The organism is Streptomyces sp. NPDC002209, from assembly GCF_042890265.1.
Lineage (GTDB): Bacteria > Actinomycetota > Actinomycetes > Streptomycetales > Streptomycetaceae > Streptomyces.
Genome location: NZ_JBIARX010000001.1, coordinates 560491 through 577510, shown reverse-complemented (window position 1 = coordinate 577510; position 17020 = coordinate 560491). Strand labels below are relative to the sequence as shown.

Genomic DNA, 17020 nt, shown 5'->3' with positions numbered 1-17020 from the left:
CTCGTGCTGGGGAGCAGGAGGCAGGCGCGCACAGGGCACCGGGCTCCGGCTCCGTTTACCTCGACGGTGCCGGCCGCCGGGGGCTCCGGCGGCGCGAGCCGCGCACCTCGCGTACGGGGCGGTCCGGCTCCCCGCCCGGCGGGGCCGGGGCGGGTCACGGTTGCGGGTCAGCGCCGGGATTTCACCGGCTTCTTCCCGTACGGAAGGGTGGACGACGGGCTTACTGTACCGGCCCGTAGCAGTCCGGAAGGGTGGCGTCCGGCCTTGGCGCCCCTTACCGGCGGGGCCGCCGGGACCGGCGGGCCCGCCGTCACAGTGCGCGGTACGTGACGGGGTCGCTGCCCGGGACCGCCTCGGCCCGGCCCTGCTTCACCAGCCGCCGCAGATGGGCCTCCGCTTCCGAGACGGCGATGTTGCGGGAGCCGTACGGGATCTGCTCCCAGGGCCGGTTCCACTCCATGCGCTCCGCCAGCCCCCACGGGGTCAGCGGCTCGGCCAGCAGCTCCCAGAGGCCGGTCAGCCGCTCCTCGTGGTGGTCCAGCAGTTCGCGGACCCGGGCGGGGGCGTCGGTGAAGGCGTGCTGGTGGGCCGGGAGCACCTCGGCGGGGTCGAGGCGGCCGATGCGTTCGAGGGAGTCGAGGTAGTCGCCGAGGGGGTCGGTGACCCGGGTGTCCTCCGGGTCCTCGTAGAGCCCGATGTGCGGGGAGATGCCGGGCAGCAGGTGGTCCCCGGAGAAGAGGCGGCCGTTGCCGGGGAGGTTCGCCGGGTGCCGTTCCTCCAGGTGCAGGCAGACGTGGCCGGGGGTGTGCCCCGGGGTCCAGATGGCGCGCAGCCGCCGCCCGGCGAGGGGGAGCAGCTCGCCGGGGACGATCTCCCGGTCGGGGACGGCGGCCCGCAGCCCGGGCAGGGTGCGGATGCGGCCGCTCTCGCGGGCGGCCCGCAGGGGGGCGAGGTGCTCCTCGGGGGCTCCGGCGGTGGCGAGCTTCCCGCTCATGTAGTCGAACCAGGTGCCGGGCTCGGCGGAGCGGGTCCGTACGACGACCTCGGTGTCGGCGGCGTGCATCGCGATCCAGGCTCCGGAGGCCTCGCGGACCCTGCCGGACAGGCCGTGGTGGTCGGGGTGGTGGTGGGTGATGACCACGCCGTGGACGTCGGCGACCGCGATGCCGAGGGCGCCGAGGCCGGCGACGAGGGTGTCCCACGACTCGGGGTCGTCCCAGCCGGTGTCGACGAGGACGGGTCCGCGGTCGGTGTCGAGGACGTGGACGAGGGTGTGGCCGAGCGGGTTGTCGGGGATCGGGACCTTGATCCCGTGGACACCGCCGCCGTGATCGGTGACGTGCGGGGTGACGGCCGGGGTGACGGGGGGCGTGGCCCCGGGTTCGGTGGGCGCTGCGGCCTGCGGCGGCGTGTCCTGCGGCATGAGGGCTCCCTGTCTGCGCCCGGCCGCGCCTGCGCCGCCCGGCTCACTCTCACGAGAACGTGTTGCAGTAGTCGCCCAAGTCGACCATCTGCGGCCCGTTCTGACTAGTCGTAACCGCCCGTTGGATCTTCCGGGCCGTTCCGTCCTGGCCGTGGACTCCTAGAACTAGAACTGGTATCAGTTCGGGAACGCCAAGCCGCAGGAGGCAGCAGCCATGACCGAGCTCGTGGAACACGGACACCTGTTCATCGGCGGGGAGTGGACGGATCCGCTGGGCACCGACACGATCGAGATCGTCTCCCCCCACACCGAGCAGGTCATCGGCAGCGTCCCGCACGCCTCCCGCGCGGACGTGGACCGTGCCGTCGCCGTCGCCCGGCGGGCCTTCGACGAGGGCCCCTGGCCCCGGATGTCCCTCGACGAGCGGATCGCCGTCGTCACCCGGATCAAGGACGCGATCGCCGTCCGGCACGAGGAGATCGCCCGGTCGATCAGCTCCCAGAACGGTTCCCCCTACTCCTGGAGCGTCCTCGCGCAGGCGCTCGGCCCGATGATGGTCTACGACGCCGCGATCCAGGTCGCCCGCGCCTACCCGTACGAGGAGCACCGCCAGGGGGTGCTCGGGCCGATCCTGGTGCGCCGGGAGCCGGTGGGCGTGGTCGCGGCCGTCATCCCGTGGAACGTGCCGCAGTTCGTGGCCGCCGCCAAGCTCGCGCCGGCGCTGCTGACGGGCTCGACGGTGATCCTGAAGCCGTCCCCCGAGTCGCCGCTCGACTCGTACATCCTCGCCGACATCGCGCGGGAGGCCGGGCTGCCGGAGGGCGTGCTGTCGATCCTGCCCGCCGACCGGGAGGTCAGCGAGTACCTGGTCGGCCACCCCGGCGTCGACAAGGTGGCGTTCACCGGCTCGGTCGCGGCCGGCCGGCGCGTGATGGAGGTCGCCGCCCGCAACCTGACCCGGGTCACCCTCGAACTCGGCGGCAAGTCCGCCGCCGTGATCCTGCCGGACGCCGACCTGGAGTCCACCATCGCCGGGATCGTCCCGGCGGCCTGGATGAACAACGGGCAGGCCTGCGTGGCCCAGACCCGGGTGCTCGCACCGCGCAGCCGGTACGAGGAGGTCGCCGAGGCGCTCGCGGCCGCGGCCGGCGCGCTGGTGGTCGGCGACCCGCTCGACCCTGCGACGCAGCTCGGGCCGCTGGTGGCCCGCCGGCAGCAGCAGCGGTCGCTGGACTACATCCGGATCGGCCAGGAGGAGGGCGCGAAGGTCCTGGCGGGCGGCGGCCGCCCGGCCGGGCTGGAGCAGGGCTGGTACGTGGAGCCGACGCTGTTCGGGGACGTGGACAACTCGATGCGGATCGCCCGCGAGGAGATCTTCGGCCCGGTCGTCTGCCTGATCCCGTACGGGGACGAGGCGGAGGCGCTGCGGGTCGCCAACGACTCGGAGTTCGGACTGAGCGGCAGCGTCTGGACGGGGGACGTCGAGCACGGCATCGACTTCGCCCGGCAGGTGCGGACGGGCACGTTCAACGTGAACACCTTCAGCCTGGACATGCTGGGGCCGTTCGGCGGCTACAAGAACAGCGGTGTGGGGCGGGAGTTCGGGCCCGAGGGGCTGAGCGAGTACCTGGAGCACAAGATGATCCACCTGCCGGCGGGCTACGCGGCGGGTGCCTGATGGGCGACCGCTGGGTGGTGGAGGTGGACCGGGGGGTCTGCATCGGCTCGGGGATGTGCGTCAACCACGCGCCGGAGGGCTTCGCGCTGGACTCGGCGCGCCAGTCGCATCCGCGGGATCCGGAGACGGACGCGAACGAGCCGGTCCTGGCGGCGGCGGAGGGCTGCCCGGTGGAGGCCATCATGATCACCCTGGCGGCCACCGGCGAGGCGGTGTTCCCCCCGGAGGAATGACCGGAGGGGAGCCGGGCGGCGGCCTCGGCGGGGCGGCCCGGGCGGCGCCGGACACCGGCCGCCGCCGGGCCGCTGCCCGCGTACGGCGGGATCAGGCCTTTCGCGCGGTCCCGGCAGCCCCCGCGGAACCGCCGGCGGCCGGCGGCGCCGTCATGTCGATCAGGCGGCAGACCGTCTCGATGTCGATCTTGACCTGGGCGATCGAGGCGCGCCCCGAGAGCCAGGTGATCAGTGCCGAGTGCCAGGTGTGCTCGATCACCCGGACCGCGGAGAGCTGCTCCGCCGTCGGCGGGGCGTCCAGGCCCATCGCGTCCAGGATGATCGCCGTGGTCAGCCGGGACACCGTGTCCACCTCGGGGCTCACGCTGCGGTCCGCGAACGTCAGGGCACGGACCATCGCATCGGCGAGCTGCGGCTCCCGCTGCAGCGCGCGGAAGGCCCGCATCAGCGTCTCCGCGACCCGCGCCGCCGGGTCCTCGCCCGCCGGGGGCCGCTTGCGGAGCGTCGTGTGCATGTGCTGGAGCTGGTCCTGCATCGTCGCGACGAGCAGGTGCACCTTGGACGGGAAGTACCGGTACAGGGTGCCCAGCGCGACCCCGGCGGCCTCCGCGACCTCCCGCATCTGGACGGCGTCGAAACCGCCCCGGCTGGCCAGCTGGGCGCTGGCGTGCAGGATCCGGCGGCGGCGCGCCTCCTGGCGCTCCGTCAGGGGAGGGGACGCCGTCGTGGCGACGGCTTTCGCATCCGCTGTCATCTGTCCCGTTCCATGGCGTTCCGTGTCGTTGCGGTGCTGATTTCCGGGCTGTTCACGTCGTGATCGGCAGGCGATCGGCCGGTGATCGACGGCCAGCATGTCAGGCGCCGAAGCCGTGGCGCGAATCACCTGCTCCGCCTCTTACGGTGTGGTTTCCGGCCGGTAGATTCAATGGTCTCAACGGATCAAGTCTGAAACTTGTTCTACATTATCCGAGCGGTTACGCTCCGGCGAAAGTGCAGGGATGAAGGGGGCCAGGAGTGACCGCTGAGGCCATGGTGACGAGCCCTTTCCCGGGTTCCGCCACCGACGGCGACCGCCCGCTGCGCATCGCGCTCCTCACCTATAAGGGGAACCCGTTCTGCGGTGGCCAGGGCGTCTACGTCCGCCACCTCTCGCGGGAGCTCGTACGCCTGGGGCACTCCGTCGAGGTCATCGGCGCGCAGCCGTACCCGGTCCTCGACACCGGCGCCACGCTCACCGAGCTGCCGAGCCTCGACCTGTACCGGCAGCCCGACCCGTTCCGTACGCCGAAGCGCGACGAGTACCGGGACTGGATCGACGCGCTCGAGGTCGCCACCATGTGGACCGGCGGATTCCCCGAGCCGCTGACCTTCTCGCTGCGGGCCCGGCGCCACCTCGCCGCCCGCGCGGGCGAGTTCGACGTCATCCACGACAACCAGACGCTCGGCTACGGCCTGCTGGCCGACCTCGGCGCACCGCTGGTCACCACCATCCACCACCCCATCACCGTGGACCGGCAGCTCGACCTCGATGCGGCCACCGACCGCACGAAGCGGCTCTCCGTCCGGCGCTGGTACGCCTTCACGCGGATGCAGGGGCGCGTCGCCCGCCGGCTGCCCTCCGTGCTGACCGTCTCCGGATCCTCCCGGCAGGAGATCGCCGAGCACCTGGGCGTGCGGGACGAGTGCATCCACGTCGTCCACATCGGCGCCGACACCGACCTGTGGTCGCCCGACGCGTCCGTCGCCGAGGTACCGGGGCGGATCGTCACCACCTCCAGCGCCGACGTCCCGCTCAAGGGCCTCGTGCACCTCGTCGAGGCGCTCGCGAAGCTGCGGACCGAGCAGCCCGACGCGCACCTCGTCGTCGTCGGCAAGCGCGCCGAGCAGGGTCCGGTCGCCCGCGCGATCGACTCGTACGGGCTCCAGGACGCGGTCCGCTTCGTCAAGGGCGTCACCGACGCCGAGCTCGTCGACCTGGTGCGCAGCGCACAGGTCGCCTGCGTGCCGTCGCTGTACGAGGGCTTCTCGCTGCCCGCCGCCGAGGCCATGGCCACCGGCACCCCCCTGGTCGCCACCACCGGCGGCGCGATCCCCGAGGTCGCGGGCCCCGACGGCGAGACCTGCCTCGCGGTGCCGCCCGGCGACGCGGGCGCGCTGGCCGGCGCACTGGGCCGGCTGCTGGGCGATGCGCAGCTGCGGGCCCGCCTCGGCGCCGCCGGACGCGAGCGGGTGCTGGCCCGGTTCACCTGGGCCAGAGCCGCCGAGGGCACCGCCGCGCACTACCGCGCCGCCATCGAGCAGGCAGCCGGCCGCACCCGCAGCGCGCGGTGACCTTCCGCCCTTTCCACACCACCCCCGATCACCCCCGCGACCGCGAAGGCAGGACCCCGTGCTGACCGTCGATTTCTCCCGGTTCCCGCTCGCCGCAGGCGACCGTGTGCTCGATCTGGGCTGCGGCGCCGGCCGGCACGCCTTCGAGTGCTACCGGCGCGGCGCCCAGGTGGTCGCAGTCGACCGCAACGGCGAGGAGATCCGCGAGGTCGCCAAGTGGTTCGCCGCCATGAAGGAGGCCGGTGAGGCGCCGGCCGGCGCCACCGCCACCGCCATGGAGGGCGACGCGCTGGCCCTGCCCTTCCCCGACGAGTCCTTCGACGTCGTCATCATCTCCGAGGTGATGGAGCACATCCCCGACGACAAGGGCGTGCTCGCCGAGATGGTCCGCGTCCTCAAGCCGGGCGGCCGCATCGCCATCACCGTGCCGCGCTACGGCCCGGAGAAGATCTGCTGGGCGCTCTCCGACGCGTACCACGAGGTCGAGGGCGGCCACATCCGCATCTACAAGGCCGACGAACTGCTCGGCAAGATGAAGGCCGCGGGCCTCAAGCCGTACGGCACGCACCACGCCCACGGGCTGCACTCCCCGTACTGGTGGCTCAAGTGCGCCTTCGGCGTGGACAACGACCAGGCGCTGCCGGTGAAGGCGTACCACAAGCTGCTGGTCTGGGACATCATGAAGAAGCCGCTGGCCACACGGCTCGCGGAGCAGGCGCTCAACCCGCTCATCGGCAAGAGCTTCGTGGCGTACGCGACGAAGCCGCACCTGCCCGTCGGCGCGGCGAAGTGAGCTCGCCCGGGCGCACCGAACGCCTGGTCCTGGACGGGGTGCTGACCGCCGAGGAGGCCGCCGGCACCGTGGCCGGCATCCTCGCCGCGCAGCGCTCCGACGGGGCCATCCCGTGGTTCCGCGGGCACCACCTCGACCCGTGGGACCACACCGAGGCCGCGATGGCGCTGGACGCGGCCGGCGAGCACGAGGCCGCGGAGCGGGCCTACGACTGGCTGGCCCGGCACCAGAACGCCGACGGCTCCTGGTACGCGGCCTACGCCGACCGGCCGGACGGGGTGGACACCGCCGAGCCGCAGGACGCGAGCCGGGAGTCCAACTTCGTCGCGTACATAGCCGTCGGGGTCTGGCACCACTACCTGGCCACCGGCGACGACCCGTTCCTGGACCGCATGTGGCCCGTCGTCTACGCGGCGACCGAGTTCGTCCTCGGGCTCCAGCAGCCGGGCGGCGAGATCGGCTGGAAGCGGGAGGCCGACGGCACGGCCGTCACGGACGCGCTGCTCACCGGTTCCTCCTCGATCCACCAGGCGCTGCGGTGCGCGCTGGCGATCGCCGAGCACCGCGAGGAGCCCCAGCCGGACTGGGAGCTGGCGGCAGGGTCCCTCGGGCACGCGATCCGGCGGCACCCGGAGCGGTTCCTGGACAAGTCCCGCTACTCGATGGACTGGTACTACCCGGTGCTGGGCGGCGCCCTGACCGGCGCGGACGCGAAGGCCCGGCTCGAGGAGCGCTGGGACGAGTTCGTCGTCCCGGACCTCGGAGTGCGCTGCGTCCTGCCGAACCCGTGGGTGACGGGCGGGGAGTCCTGCGAGCTCGCCCTCGCCCTGTGGGCGACGGGCGAGTCGGACCGGGCGCTGGACATCCTGCGCTCCATCACGCACCTGCGCGCCGACAACGGCATGTACTGGACGGGCTACGTCTTCGACGACGAGGCGGTGTGGCCCGTCGAGCAGACGACCTGGACGGCCGGGTCACTGCTGCTGGCCGTGGCCGCGCTGGGCGGCGACGAGCCCACCGGGGCGGTGTTCGGGGGGCTGGAGCTGCCGTCCGGACTCGAGCCGGACTGCTGCCGCTGAGCGGTACGGCGGCCCGTCGGGCCGGATGATGCGGGCGGGCCGCACGGCGCGCCACCCGGGAGAGCCGATCGGGTTTCCCGAGTGGCGCACCCCGGGGCCCCGGGTGACGCTGCGGGGGAGACACCCCACTCCCCGGAGGCCACCGTGTCCGAACCCAGCGTGTCCATACCCGGAACTGCCCGACTCCGCCGCGCCGTCACGGCGCTGCTCGTGTCCACCGCGCTGGTCGCAGGAGGAACCGCGTGCAGCAGCAGTGGCGCCGGCGGCAGCAGGGGCCAGCGCGAGACCGTTCCCGTATCCGTGGCCGCGCAGCAGGCCGTTGCCGACGAGGCGCTCGCCGCGCAGGTGCACGCCGCGGAGGCGGTTGCCGCTCGGGAGGTCACCGACGAGGTGCCGGCCGCCGAGCCGACGCCCAGCACCACCGTGGAGAAGCAGAAGTTCTCCAAGGCGCGCTTCGTCGCCAACGCGGGGCTCGCGGCCGGGGCCACGTACCAGTGGATCATCAAGCCCTACAAAGCGGGCAAGTTCAAGAAGGGCGCCAAGGGCCGTACCTTCGCGCTCATCAAGGCGGGCCTCGCGGGCGCCTTCGCGTACAACCGCCTGAAGGCGGCGGTGGACAACGCCAAGGGCGACCCGCTGCTGTCGAAGGCGGTGGCCCCGCTGACGGCGGGCATCGCGTCCCTCAAGGGCCTGGGCAGCAAGCTGCGCAAGGGCGATGCGGGCGACGCCGACATCAGCTCCTACGAGGACGTCATCAACGGGGTCAAGGACGCCGGCAAGAGCGCGGGCGCCACGGTGACCGACAAGGTCCCGAGCCTCTCCCAGCTGAACGGCGGATAGGTCTTCTCACGCCGCAGGCCGGCCGGGCAGCGCCGCCCGTCCGGCCTGCCGGTCTGCCCGCCTGCTTCAATGGGCGGATGATCGAGTTCCTGGCCCTCGCGGCCGCCGCCGCCGGCGTCGGGTGGCTCTTCCGGCGCAGACACCGGCAGCGGGTCGCCGCCGGGAGCCCGGACGGCATCCCGTGCATGGCCCGGCATCCGGCCGGCGCGGGCCGCTGGCGGACGGGCCGGGTGTTCCCCGGCCCGGGCGGGGCCCGCTGGGTGCCCCGGCGCGGTGAGCCCGTACCGCTGCCCGGCGGCCGGGCCACCGGGGTGCGGGCGCCGTCCGTGAAGGAGGGCATGTCCATCAACCCCGGATCGCGGATCGTGGCCTGCACGTACGGGACCGGCGAGGCCGGCGGGGGCGGCGGGAGCATCGAGATCGCCGTCATGCCGCTGGATCTGCGAGAGCTCCTGGAGGCCGTGCCCCAGGCCGCCCCGGACAGCGACACCCCGTCCCCCTGAAACGCCGGAGCCCCGGCCACCGCGGTGTGCGCGGTGGCCGGGGCTCCGGTGTGCTGCGGGCGCTGCGGGTCGGGTCAGCCCTGGGTGAAGTAGCCGAACAGGTCCGTGATCACGTGGTTGCTGCCGCCGTAGCTGTTCCAGACGGTGACGCGGCCGTCGGCCACCGGGGTGGTGACGTGGTTGGGGACGGTTTCACCGGCCCGGGTGTTGAGGCTGCTGGCCTCGGGGCGGGCGCCGCCGTGTCCGTACACGGTGAGGAAGCCGGGGCCGGTGGTCTCGGTGGCGGTGACGTTCAGGGCCGCACCGACCGCGTTCGCCGGGATCCCGGCGACGGTGGTCGTCGCGCCGGGGGCCAGCTTCCCGGTGGCGCGGGTGTCGGCGAGGCGCTGCGGGACGACGGGCGTGAAGAGGGCCTTGCCGTCCTTGCCGTACCAGCCGACGGCGTCCAGCACCAGGTGGGTGGAGCCGGTGTTGGTGTAGAGGGTGATGGTGCCGTTCGGGCCGACGGGGACGATGGCCTGGTTGGACTTGTCCTTGCCGGGTTCGAGGTTGAGGTTCGAGGTGGTCGGGCGCTTGTCTGCCTCCGGGTAGGCGATGACGTGGCTGTTCTCGGTCGCGCCGGTGCCGGTGAGGTTGAGGGCGACGGCCGTGGCGTCGGCCGGGATGCCGTTGACGCCGGCGACCTTGACGGTGCGGGTCTGACCGCCGCCCAGCGCGCCGCCGGTGGTGCGGGTGTCGACGACGCGGGTCGGGGCGAGCGGGGTGAACCGCTGCCCGGTGTTCGGCTGGTAGTAGCCGACGAAGTCCACGATGAGCGCGGCCTTGCCGGAGTTGAGCTGCGCGGAGACCTTGCCGTCGGCGCCGATGGGCACGGTGACGGTGTTGGAGGAGGTGCCGCCCGCCTTGACGTTGACGTTCGAGGTGACCGGGCGGGGCTGGCCGGAGGGCCAGACGCTGAGGTGGGTTTCCTCGGTGGCTCCGGTGACGGTCACGTTCAGGACCACGGCTGACGCGCCGGCCGTGTGGTGCGGGCCGGAGCCGTAGTAGTGGACGGGAACGTCGACCGGGGTGGCGGTACCGCCCTGGACGGGGGAGCCGGTGGTCCGCGTGTCCAGGATGCGCTGCGGGGCGACCGCGACGTAGCCGGCCGGGGTGTAGGCGACCTGCACCGTCCGCTCGGCGGTGGAGGTGGCGCCCTTGATGTCCGTGAGGGTCACGGTCACCTTGTACGTGCCGGGCTGCTTGTAGGCGTGCTGGACCGGGTCCAGACCCCCGTGCAGGTCCCGTGCGCCGTCACCGAAGTCCACGTCCGTCTGCACGACCGGCCAGGGCGCGGCGGCGGTCCGCGGGTCGACCTCGATGGACAGCGGGGTCACGAGCTGGTTCGGGTCGCTCGCGCTCGGCAGGTACGGCTGCGCAGTGAAGGCCGTGGTCAGCGGAGCGGCCGGGGTCACCTTGACCGGCTGCTGGCGGTAGGCCTCCTTGCCCGCGGCGGTGATCGCCTTCACGCTGACCGTGCAGGCGCAGGGCGACTGGTAGACGTGCTCGGCGGTGGCCGACTTGGTGACGACCGGAGCCGTCCCGTCACCGAAGTCGTAGCGGTAGGTCAGCGTTCCGGGCCAGTCGTTGTCCGGTACGGCCTTCACCTGGACGGTGGTGCCGACCGGGGCCCAGCTCTGGGGGATGTCCAGCTGGACGCCGCGCACCTCGTCCTGGGACTCGTGGGCGCCGCGGTCTATGAAACCGCCGTCCTTGCCCGTGTTGGGCACGCGCGGGTCGTCCGTCGTCGGGTACCCGTTGTAGTCGGTGGGCAGGACGCCCGGCGCCGTCGGGTCACCGGAGTCGACGGTGGGCGAGCGCATCCACGGGCCGACGTCCGAGGTCGTCGGGGTCAGGATGTCGTGCCCGCCCTGGCCGGTCGCGGCATGGAACGCCGCCGCGGTGGTGTGGACGGTCTCGGCCCACTTGTACGGGACCACCCCGTCCGCCGGGAAGCCGGCCAGCAGGTTGTGGTCGGCGCGGGTGCCGCTCGTGGAGTCCTGGCCCACCAGGATGCCGCTGCGCGGGCCGGGGTTGTTGCAGGACCTGGGGGTGGTGCTGAAGATCAGGTTGTTGAACGCCCCGGAACCGGTGGAAGCGCCGCGGAAGGAGACGCCCGCATCACAGCTGAGGTAGAGGGTGTTGTTGGTGACGATGGTGCCCGGGCCCCAGACCGCGTCGACCGCCGCCGTGATGCCGCCGCGGATCTGGTTGCGGCTCAGCACGGTGTTCCGGGAGCCGCCCTCGATCTGGACGGGGTTGTGCAGGTAGCTCCTGCTCATGCGTACGTCGGCACTGCCCCAGCCGATGACGACGGAGGCGGGGTCGGTCGTCGAGATGCTGGTGATCCGGTCCAGCTCGACGTCGGTGGAGCGGTTGACCCGGACCCCTCCGGTGGAACGCAGTCCGCGCACCACCACGTGGGAGGCGCCTTGGACGTCGAGGCCCTTGACCTGGGAGAGGCTGCCGGGGTTCGGCCCGGCGACGATGGTGACGGGCTTGCCCGGCTCCCCGGAGCGGTCGATGGTGACCGCTTCGTCGTACGGCTTGTACGCGGCGATCCGCACGGTCTGGCCGGGCTGCACGATCTTGGTGGCCGCCGCGATCGTGCAGAACGGAGTGTCTTCGGAACCGGGTCCGGTATCGGAGCAGTTGGGGAGGTAGGAGTTGTCCACGTAGAGCGTGGACGGGGTGTCGGCCGCGGCGGCGGCCGGCATCCCGAGAACAGCGACGAGACCCGCGGTCAGCAGGACGGTCGCGCGAGTGGCACGCACCAGGAGGGTTCCTTCGAGCAGATGACGAGATGGTTCGCCACGGGTGCGGCGCTTCGCGACCTGTATGCGGCCAGTTCCCCCGGGCGGCAGTCGGGCGCACGCGAAACCCGTAGCGGCATGGATCATCATCCACTTTCGGCCAGTCGCTGTCATCTCCGATCGTCACATCGGAGCCCCTAGTTGTTGAGGTCGGCCAGGACGCGGAGGGTGTGGGGGTCCGGGGCCGTCAGGAGGAGGTCCGTGACCGGGCCCTTGCGCCACAGGTCGAGGCGTTCGGCGATCCGCTCGCGGGGGCCGATCAGGGAGATCTCGTCGGCGAACTCGTCGGGGACGGTGAGGACTGCCTCCTCCCGGCGGCCGGCGAGGAACAGCTCCTGGATGCGGCGGGCCTCCTCCTCGTAGCCCATCCGCGCCATCAGGTCGGCGTGGAAGTTGCGGGCCGCGTGGCCCATCCCGCCGATGTAGAAGCCGAGCATCGCCTTGACGGGGAGGAGGCCTTCCGCGACGTCGTCGCAGACCTTGGCGCGGGCCATCGGGGCGATCATGAAGCCCTCGGGGAGGTCGGCCAGAGAGGCCTGGTAGACGTCCGTGCGGGTCGGCGACCAGTACAGGGGCAGCCAGCCGTCCGCGATCCGGGTCGTCTGGGCGATGTTCTTCGGGCCCTCCGCGCCCAGCAGGAGCGGCAGGTCCGCGCGCAGCGGGTGGGTGATGGGCTTCAGCGGTTTGCCGATGCCGGTGCCGTCCTCCCCGCGGTACGGGTGCTGGTGGAAGCGGCCGTCGAGAGCGACGGGGGCCTCGCGGCGCAGCACCTGGCGGACGACGTCGACGTACTCGCGGGTCGCGGTGAGCGGGCTCGCGGGGAAGGGGCGCCCGTACCAGCCCTCGACCACCTGGGGGCCGGAGAGGCCCAGGCCCAGCATCATCCGGCCGCCGGAGAGGTGGTCCAGGGTCAGGGCGTGCATGGCGGTGGCGGTGGGGGAGCGGGCGGCCATCTGCGCGATGGCGGTGCCGAGGCGGATCCGCGAGGTGTGCGCGGCGATCCAGGTGAGCGGGGTGAAGGCGTCCGAACCCCAGGCCTCGGCGGTCCACACGGAGTCGTAGCCGAGGCTCTCGGCCTCGATGGCGAGGTCGAGGTGGGCCGGGTCGGGGCCGCGGCCCCAGTAGCCGAGTGCGAGTCCGAGGCGCATGTACGTCCCCTCCGCGATGCCGTGGTGGCGTGGTGGCGCCGTGCGCGCCGCGCCACAGCCGTATCTGACGATGCGTCAGGCGACTGTAGGGCAACGGCCCCCCGCCCGGAAGGGCGGGGGGCCGTCGGAGCGCTGCACCGGCCGTCGGGCGCGGGGTCAGCCGCGCTGGATGCCCGAGGTGTCGTTCAGGACGCCGCGGCGTCCGTCCTGGGTCTGGGCGATCAGCGTGGCGGGGCCGCGCTGATCCACGGCCAGGTACCAGGTGCCCGGCGCGAGTTCGGCGATCGGGGTGGGGGAGCCGTCCTCGGGGAAGAGGGGGCGGGCCACCGGGACGGCGAACCAGAAGGGGGTGAAGTCCCCCGCCGGGGCGGGCGCCTGGTCCTGCGGGGCCGGGGCCGGAGCCGGGACCGCGTTGCCGCCGTAGGGCGGGACCGGCTGCGGGGTGGCCCCGTACGGCTGCGGCTGCTGGCCGCCCGGGTAGCCGTACCCGGTGCCGGGCTGGGGCTGCGCCCCGTACGGCGCGGGGGCGACGGGCTTGGCCTCCGGCACCAGCGGGCCGGCGAGCGCCGGGACCTTGGCGCCCGCGACGGCCACACCGGCCAGCGCGAGGGTGGCCAGGAAGGCGATGATGCAGCCGGCGCCGAGGTCGGCGCCGCTCGGGCTGGTGATCAGGGACCAGAGGGAGGACCAGGCCGCCGCAACCGCGAGAACCGTCCCCCACGCGCCCAGGGGCAGGCCCGCGAGCTTCCGGGTCTCCGGCTGGAAGCGGGCCGCGATGATCAGACCGGCCGCGATGAAGCCGAGCAGGAAGATGGTGGGAAGCGCCAGACGGTAGACGTCGGTGTCCCACACGCTCGGCAGGTCGAGGCCGGTCGCGGAGTAGAAATCGAGGAACGAGGCGATGAACAGCAGCGCCGCTGCTCCGATCACCACGCCGTCGCCTCGAGTGAGGGAGCGGATGTTCACGTCTTAGGTGTCCTTCTCGGTCTCGGTCGTCTCGTGGTGCCGCGGTCGCACGTTCAGGAGCGGGGCGGGCGGGACCATGGTACGGAGGTTCCCCGCGGCCGAGAGGATCGGGGCGGCAGGCTGTCCCGGTGGGACTACCCGCCCAAGAAGCCGACGATGCCGTCCGCGATGCCCTGCGCTGCCTTCTGTCGCCACTCCGGACTCGTCAGCAATGCCGCGTCCTTGGTGTCACGCATGTTGCCGCATTCGATGAACACCTTGGGCCGTGTCGAGAGATTGAGTCCGCCGAGATCGTCGCGGACGACCAATCCGGTTCCGCTGCCGAGGTAGTTGGCGGGGGCCGAGCCGGTGGTCCGGGCGAAGTTCGAGGCGATCCGCTCGCCGAGGTCGCGCGAGGGGACGACGATCTTGGCGGTGTCCGCGGCGCCGCCCTTGACCTTGGCCGGGAGGATGATGTGGTAGCCCCGGTTGCCCTCGGAGACGCCGTCCGCGTGGACCGAGACCACGGCGTCGGCTGCGGCCTCGTTGCCGATGCGGGCGCGCTCGTCGATGCAGGGGCCGAAGGGGCGGTCGGCCTGGTGGGTGAGGACCACCTTCAGGCCCTTGGCCTCCAGGACGGTCCGCAGCCGGCGGGACACGTCGAGGGTGAACTCCGCCTCCATGTAGCCGGAGTTCGTGGTGGTGCCGGTGGTGTCGCACTCCTTGCGGTTGGTTCCGATGTCGACCTTCTTGTCGATCTCGGAGGTGTGCTTGAAGTTGCCGGTGTTGTGGCCGGGGTCGATGACCACGGTCTTGCCGGCGAGCGGGCCCTTGGTGGGGCTCTGGCTCGTGGTGGGGCCTTCGGCGGGGGTGGAGCTCGGGGTCGCCGCCGCGGCGTCCGTGGGGGAGGCGGCCGGCATCACGATCCGGGGCGGGCGGGCGTCGTCCGCCCCCGCTCCGGTCGTCACCTGTACGAGGACCCACCCCGCCAGGGCGGTCGGGGCGAGCACGGCGGCTCCGACGGCGAGGCCGGAGCGGCGTGCGAACCACCGCCGCTCCGGGCTGACCGAGGAGGCGGACTCGGGGGATGGGGGACTGTCGTCGTAGGGCACGTCGCGATGCTAGACCGGCCGCCGGCCGGCGGCGCGGACCGTGGGCCATCCGGGGGCGTGGTGTGGTTATCCCGTTATATGCCTGGATGTCCCCCGGGGCTCTGCCGTGCCGCCGACCCGGCACTTCGGCCCCCGGCCCCCCCCCCGGGGCTGCGGGTCCGGCCGCGTCAGATGCCGGGGGCGGTACGGCGCAGGACGCGGAGGGAGTCGGTCACCGAGACCTCCTCGAAGGAGCCGGAGGCGAGGGCGCGCAGGTAGATCCGGTACGGGGCCTGGCCGCCGTCGGCCGGGTCCGGGAACACGTCGTGGATGACGAGCGTGCCGCCCTCGGCGACGTGCGGGGCCCAGCCCTCGTAGTCGCCCGTGGCGTGCTCGTCGGTGTGGCCGCCGTCGATGAAGACCAGGCCGAGCTTGCCGCCCCACGCCGCGGCGACCTGCGGGGAGCGGCCCACGATCGCGATGACGTGGTCCTCGAGGCCCGCCCGGTGGAGGGTGCGGCGGAAGGTCGGGAGGGTGTCCATCAGCCCGACCTCCGGGTCCACCACGGTCGGGTCGTGGTACTCCCAGCCGGGCTGCTGCTCCTCGCTGCCGCGGTGGTGGTCGACCGTGACGGCGGCCACACCGGCCTCGCGGGCGGCGTCGGCCAGCAGGATGGTGGAGCGGCCGCAGTACGTGCCGACCTCGAGGAGGGGCAGCCCCAGGGCCGCAGCCGCGGCGGCGGCCTCGTACAGGGCCAGGCCCTCGCGGACGGGCATGAACCCCTTGGCGGCCTCGAAGGCGGCGAGGGTCTCCGGCTTGGGGGTGGCCATGTGTTCCTCCGGGGGCGGGGTGGGGGTGGGCTGGGCTTGGGCGGCCCATGGTGCCTTACCGGCTGGTAGGGCACCATGCCGGGGCCCTCCGGGGGCGGGGTGGTGCCGCTGCGCGGGGCCGTCTCCCCGCCCCGCCCTTTCACCGTCTCCCCGGGCCCGGCCCGGACCCCGGCCGGTGCGTCCCCTGGGGACGCACCCTTCAGACGCTGTACGACGTGGTGCACACCGCCCCCGACCTCAGGCCGTGCGGCATCGATCCGACCGGGACGGCGGCCTGCAGGCCTACACGGCGGCCGGGACGAGGTGCGTCCGCAGGAGCATCCGCGCCGCGTGGTCCACGAGATGCCGCATGCCCGGTACGTGGTGCTCGTCGCCGCCCAGGGCGGTGAGCAGGCGGTGCGCCTCGATGCGGAACCCGTCCAGGTCCGCGGCGTACCTCTCGAGCGCGGCCGGCGCGAGGAGGAGGCGGGTCAGCTCGGCGCGCGCCTCCTCGGAATTCCGCGCGGCGGCGCACCAGCCGAGGACTTCCCGCCGGGCCCGGGGCGTGGCGGCGTCATCGAGGACGCAGGTGAGGAGATAAGTGACCGTCCCGTTGAGGAGATCCTCATTGCGGCCGGACAGGATGTCTTCCTGATCGTTGAACAACTGCCACAGGATGCCGAATATGTAGCCGAACTCCCGCCACAGTTCTACTCTTTCGTCACTCGCGCCCGACAATAACGCCGCCATCGCCGTGATCATCGAGAACGGCCCGCCGGATTTCCCGCGGTAGGCCTCGATCACCGAGTTCCGGGTGGCGCCGTCGGCATCTCCGTCGATGTCGTTCAGCTGCCCCTCGGTGCCCACCACCCAGCCGGTCGCGATCTCGGCCGTCAAGGCGCCCTGGACCGCCGCCGGCACCGGGAGGGACCGGACGATCTGCATCGGGAGCACTGCCCCGCTGAGCATCGCGGCGAGCAGCGCCTCGTTCTGGCTCAGGCTGGCGGAGGCGGTCGTGCCGTGCCCGTCGGCCAGGTCATCGAGGTAGCAGGCCGAGGTCCACCACAGCACGTGCACGGCGGACAGCGGGACGGCCGGCCCGGGATCCCCCGTCTCGATGGCATGCACCATCATCGGGAGCACGGACAGGGGATGCCTCAGTTTTTGATGCCGCAGGAGTCTGCTCACCGCGCTCCTGGCGGCGCCCTTACCCGAGGCCGGGGCAAGGCGTAAGAGGGCGGTCGCCAATTCCGCCTCGATGTCCAAGGAGACTTGCCGGTGCAGGTCCGCGTACG

Annotated in this window: 15 protein-coding genes and 1 riboswitch; of the genes, 7 read left to right on the top strand and 8 right to left on the bottom strand. The window is 72.9% G+C overall.

Going from position 1 to position 17020, the window contains the following annotated elements; translation table 11 throughout:
- Nucleotides 1-122: 122 nt before the first annotated feature.
- Nucleotides 123-189, bottom strand: a riboswitch (cobalamin riboswitch).
- A gap of 121 nt (nucleotides 190-310) precedes the next feature.
- The gene (locus ACFYXK_RS02650) at nucleotides 311-1423 is read right to left on the bottom strand and encodes an MBL fold metallo-hydrolase (protein WP_389409487.1); all 1113 of its coding nucleotides are present in this window, start codon (nucleotides 1421-1423) and stop codon (nucleotides 311-313) included.
- Nucleotides 1424-1637: 214 nt separating this feature from the next.
- Between ACFYXK_RS02650 and ACFYXK_RS02645 the strand changes: the two genes are divergently transcribed.
- A complete protein-coding gene (locus tag ACFYXK_RS02645; RefSeq protein WP_389409486.1) occupies nucleotides 1638-3101 on the top strand; it encodes an aldehyde dehydrogenase in 1464 nt (487 codons plus the stop codon).
- Nucleotides 3101-3334: a ferredoxin gene (locus ACFYXK_RS02640; RefSeq protein ID WP_053785199.1), complete on the top strand. Its 234-nt coding sequence runs from the start codon at nucleotides 3101-3103 to the stop codon at nucleotides 3332-3334. The genes ACFYXK_RS02645 and ACFYXK_RS02640 overlap by 1 nt, the downstream gene beginning before the upstream one ends.
- Nucleotides 3335-3425: 91 nt before the next feature.
- Here ACFYXK_RS02640 and ACFYXK_RS02635 read toward each other — a convergent pair whose 3' ends face one another.
- Nucleotides 3426-4088, bottom strand: a complete 663-nt coding sequence (locus ACFYXK_RS02635) for a TetR family transcriptional regulator (RefSeq protein WP_389409485.1) — start codon at nucleotides 4086-4088, stop codon at nucleotides 3426-3428.
- A 260-nt stretch (nucleotides 4089-4348) separates the two neighbouring features.
- Here ACFYXK_RS02635 and ACFYXK_RS02630 point away from each other — a divergent pair, with 260 nt between their 5' ends.
- The 5 genes from ACFYXK_RS02630 (at nucleotide 4349) to ACFYXK_RS02610 (ending at nucleotide 8880) form a co-directional block, all read left to right on the top strand.
- The gene (locus ACFYXK_RS02630; RefSeq protein ID WP_389409484.1) at nucleotides 4349-5665 is read left to right on the top strand and encodes a glycosyltransferase family 4 protein; all 1317 of its coding nucleotides are present in this window, start codon (nucleotides 4349-4351) and stop codon (nucleotides 5663-5665) included.
- Nucleotides 5666-5723: 58 nt separating this feature from the next.
- Nucleotides 5724-6458 carry a class I SAM-dependent methyltransferase gene (locus ACFYXK_RS02625; RefSeq protein WP_030291475.1) on the top strand — a complete coding sequence of 245 codons (735 nt, stop codon included), beginning with the start codon at nucleotides 5724-5726 and terminating at the stop codon, nucleotides 6456-6458.
- A complete protein-coding gene (locus ACFYXK_RS02620) occupies nucleotides 6455-7537 on the top strand; it encodes a prenyltransferase (RefSeq protein WP_389409483.1) in 1083 nt (360 codons plus the stop codon). Before ACFYXK_RS02625 ends, ACFYXK_RS02620 begins: the two co-directional genes overlap by 4 nt.
- A 144-nt stretch (nucleotides 7538-7681) precedes the next feature.
- Nucleotides 7682-8377, top strand: coding sequence for a hypothetical protein (locus tag ACFYXK_RS02615; RefSeq protein ID WP_389409482.1), 696 nt, complete (start codon nucleotides 7682-7684; stop codon nucleotides 8375-8377).
- A 77-nt stretch (nucleotides 8378-8454) separates the two neighbouring features.
- Nucleotides 8455-8880: a hypothetical protein gene (locus ACFYXK_RS02610; RefSeq protein WP_389409481.1), complete on the top strand. Its 426-nt coding sequence runs from the start codon at nucleotides 8455-8457 to the stop codon at nucleotides 8878-8880.
- A gap of 74 nt (nucleotides 8881-8954) precedes the next feature.
- Here ACFYXK_RS02610 and ACFYXK_RS02605 read toward each other — a convergent pair whose 3' ends face one another.
- The 6 genes from ACFYXK_RS02605 to ACFYXK_RS02580 form a co-directional block, all read right to left on the bottom strand.
- Complete coding sequence (locus tag ACFYXK_RS02605; RefSeq protein ID WP_389409480.1) at nucleotides 8955-11693, bottom strand: PKD domain-containing protein; 2739 nt, start codon at nucleotides 11691-11693, stop codon at nucleotides 8955-8957.
- A gap of 176 nt (nucleotides 11694-11869) precedes the next feature.
- Nucleotides 11870-12880: an LLM class F420-dependent oxidoreductase gene (locus ACFYXK_RS02600; RefSeq protein ID WP_389409479.1), complete on the bottom strand. Its 1011-nt coding sequence runs from the start codon at nucleotides 12878-12880 to the stop codon at nucleotides 11870-11872.
- Nucleotides 12881-13036: 156 nt separating this feature from the next.
- Nucleotides 13037-13846: a hypothetical protein gene (locus tag ACFYXK_RS02595; RefSeq protein ID WP_389409478.1), complete on the bottom strand. Its 810-nt coding sequence runs from the start codon at nucleotides 13844-13846 to the stop codon at nucleotides 13037-13039.
- A 134-nt stretch (nucleotides 13847-13980) separates the two neighbouring features.
- Nucleotides 13981-14937 (bottom strand): N-acetylmuramoyl-L-alanine amidase, encoded by a 957-nt coding sequence (locus tag ACFYXK_RS02590; protein ID WP_389409477.1) that lies wholly within the window; start codon nucleotides 14935-14937, stop codon nucleotides 13981-13983.
- A gap of 167 nt (nucleotides 14938-15104) precedes the next feature.
- Nucleotides 15105-15746 carry a class I SAM-dependent methyltransferase gene (locus tag ACFYXK_RS02585; protein ID WP_389409476.1) on the bottom strand — a complete coding sequence of 214 codons (642 nt, stop codon included), beginning with the start codon at nucleotides 15744-15746 and terminating at the stop codon, nucleotides 15105-15107.
- A 282-nt stretch (nucleotides 15747-16028) separates the two neighbouring features.
- Entirely contained in the window at nucleotides 16029-16859 is an 831-nt protein-coding gene (locus tag ACFYXK_RS02580; RefSeq protein WP_389409835.1) for a polyprenyl synthetase family protein, read from the bottom strand.
- Nucleotides 16860-17020 lie beyond the last annotated feature (161 nt).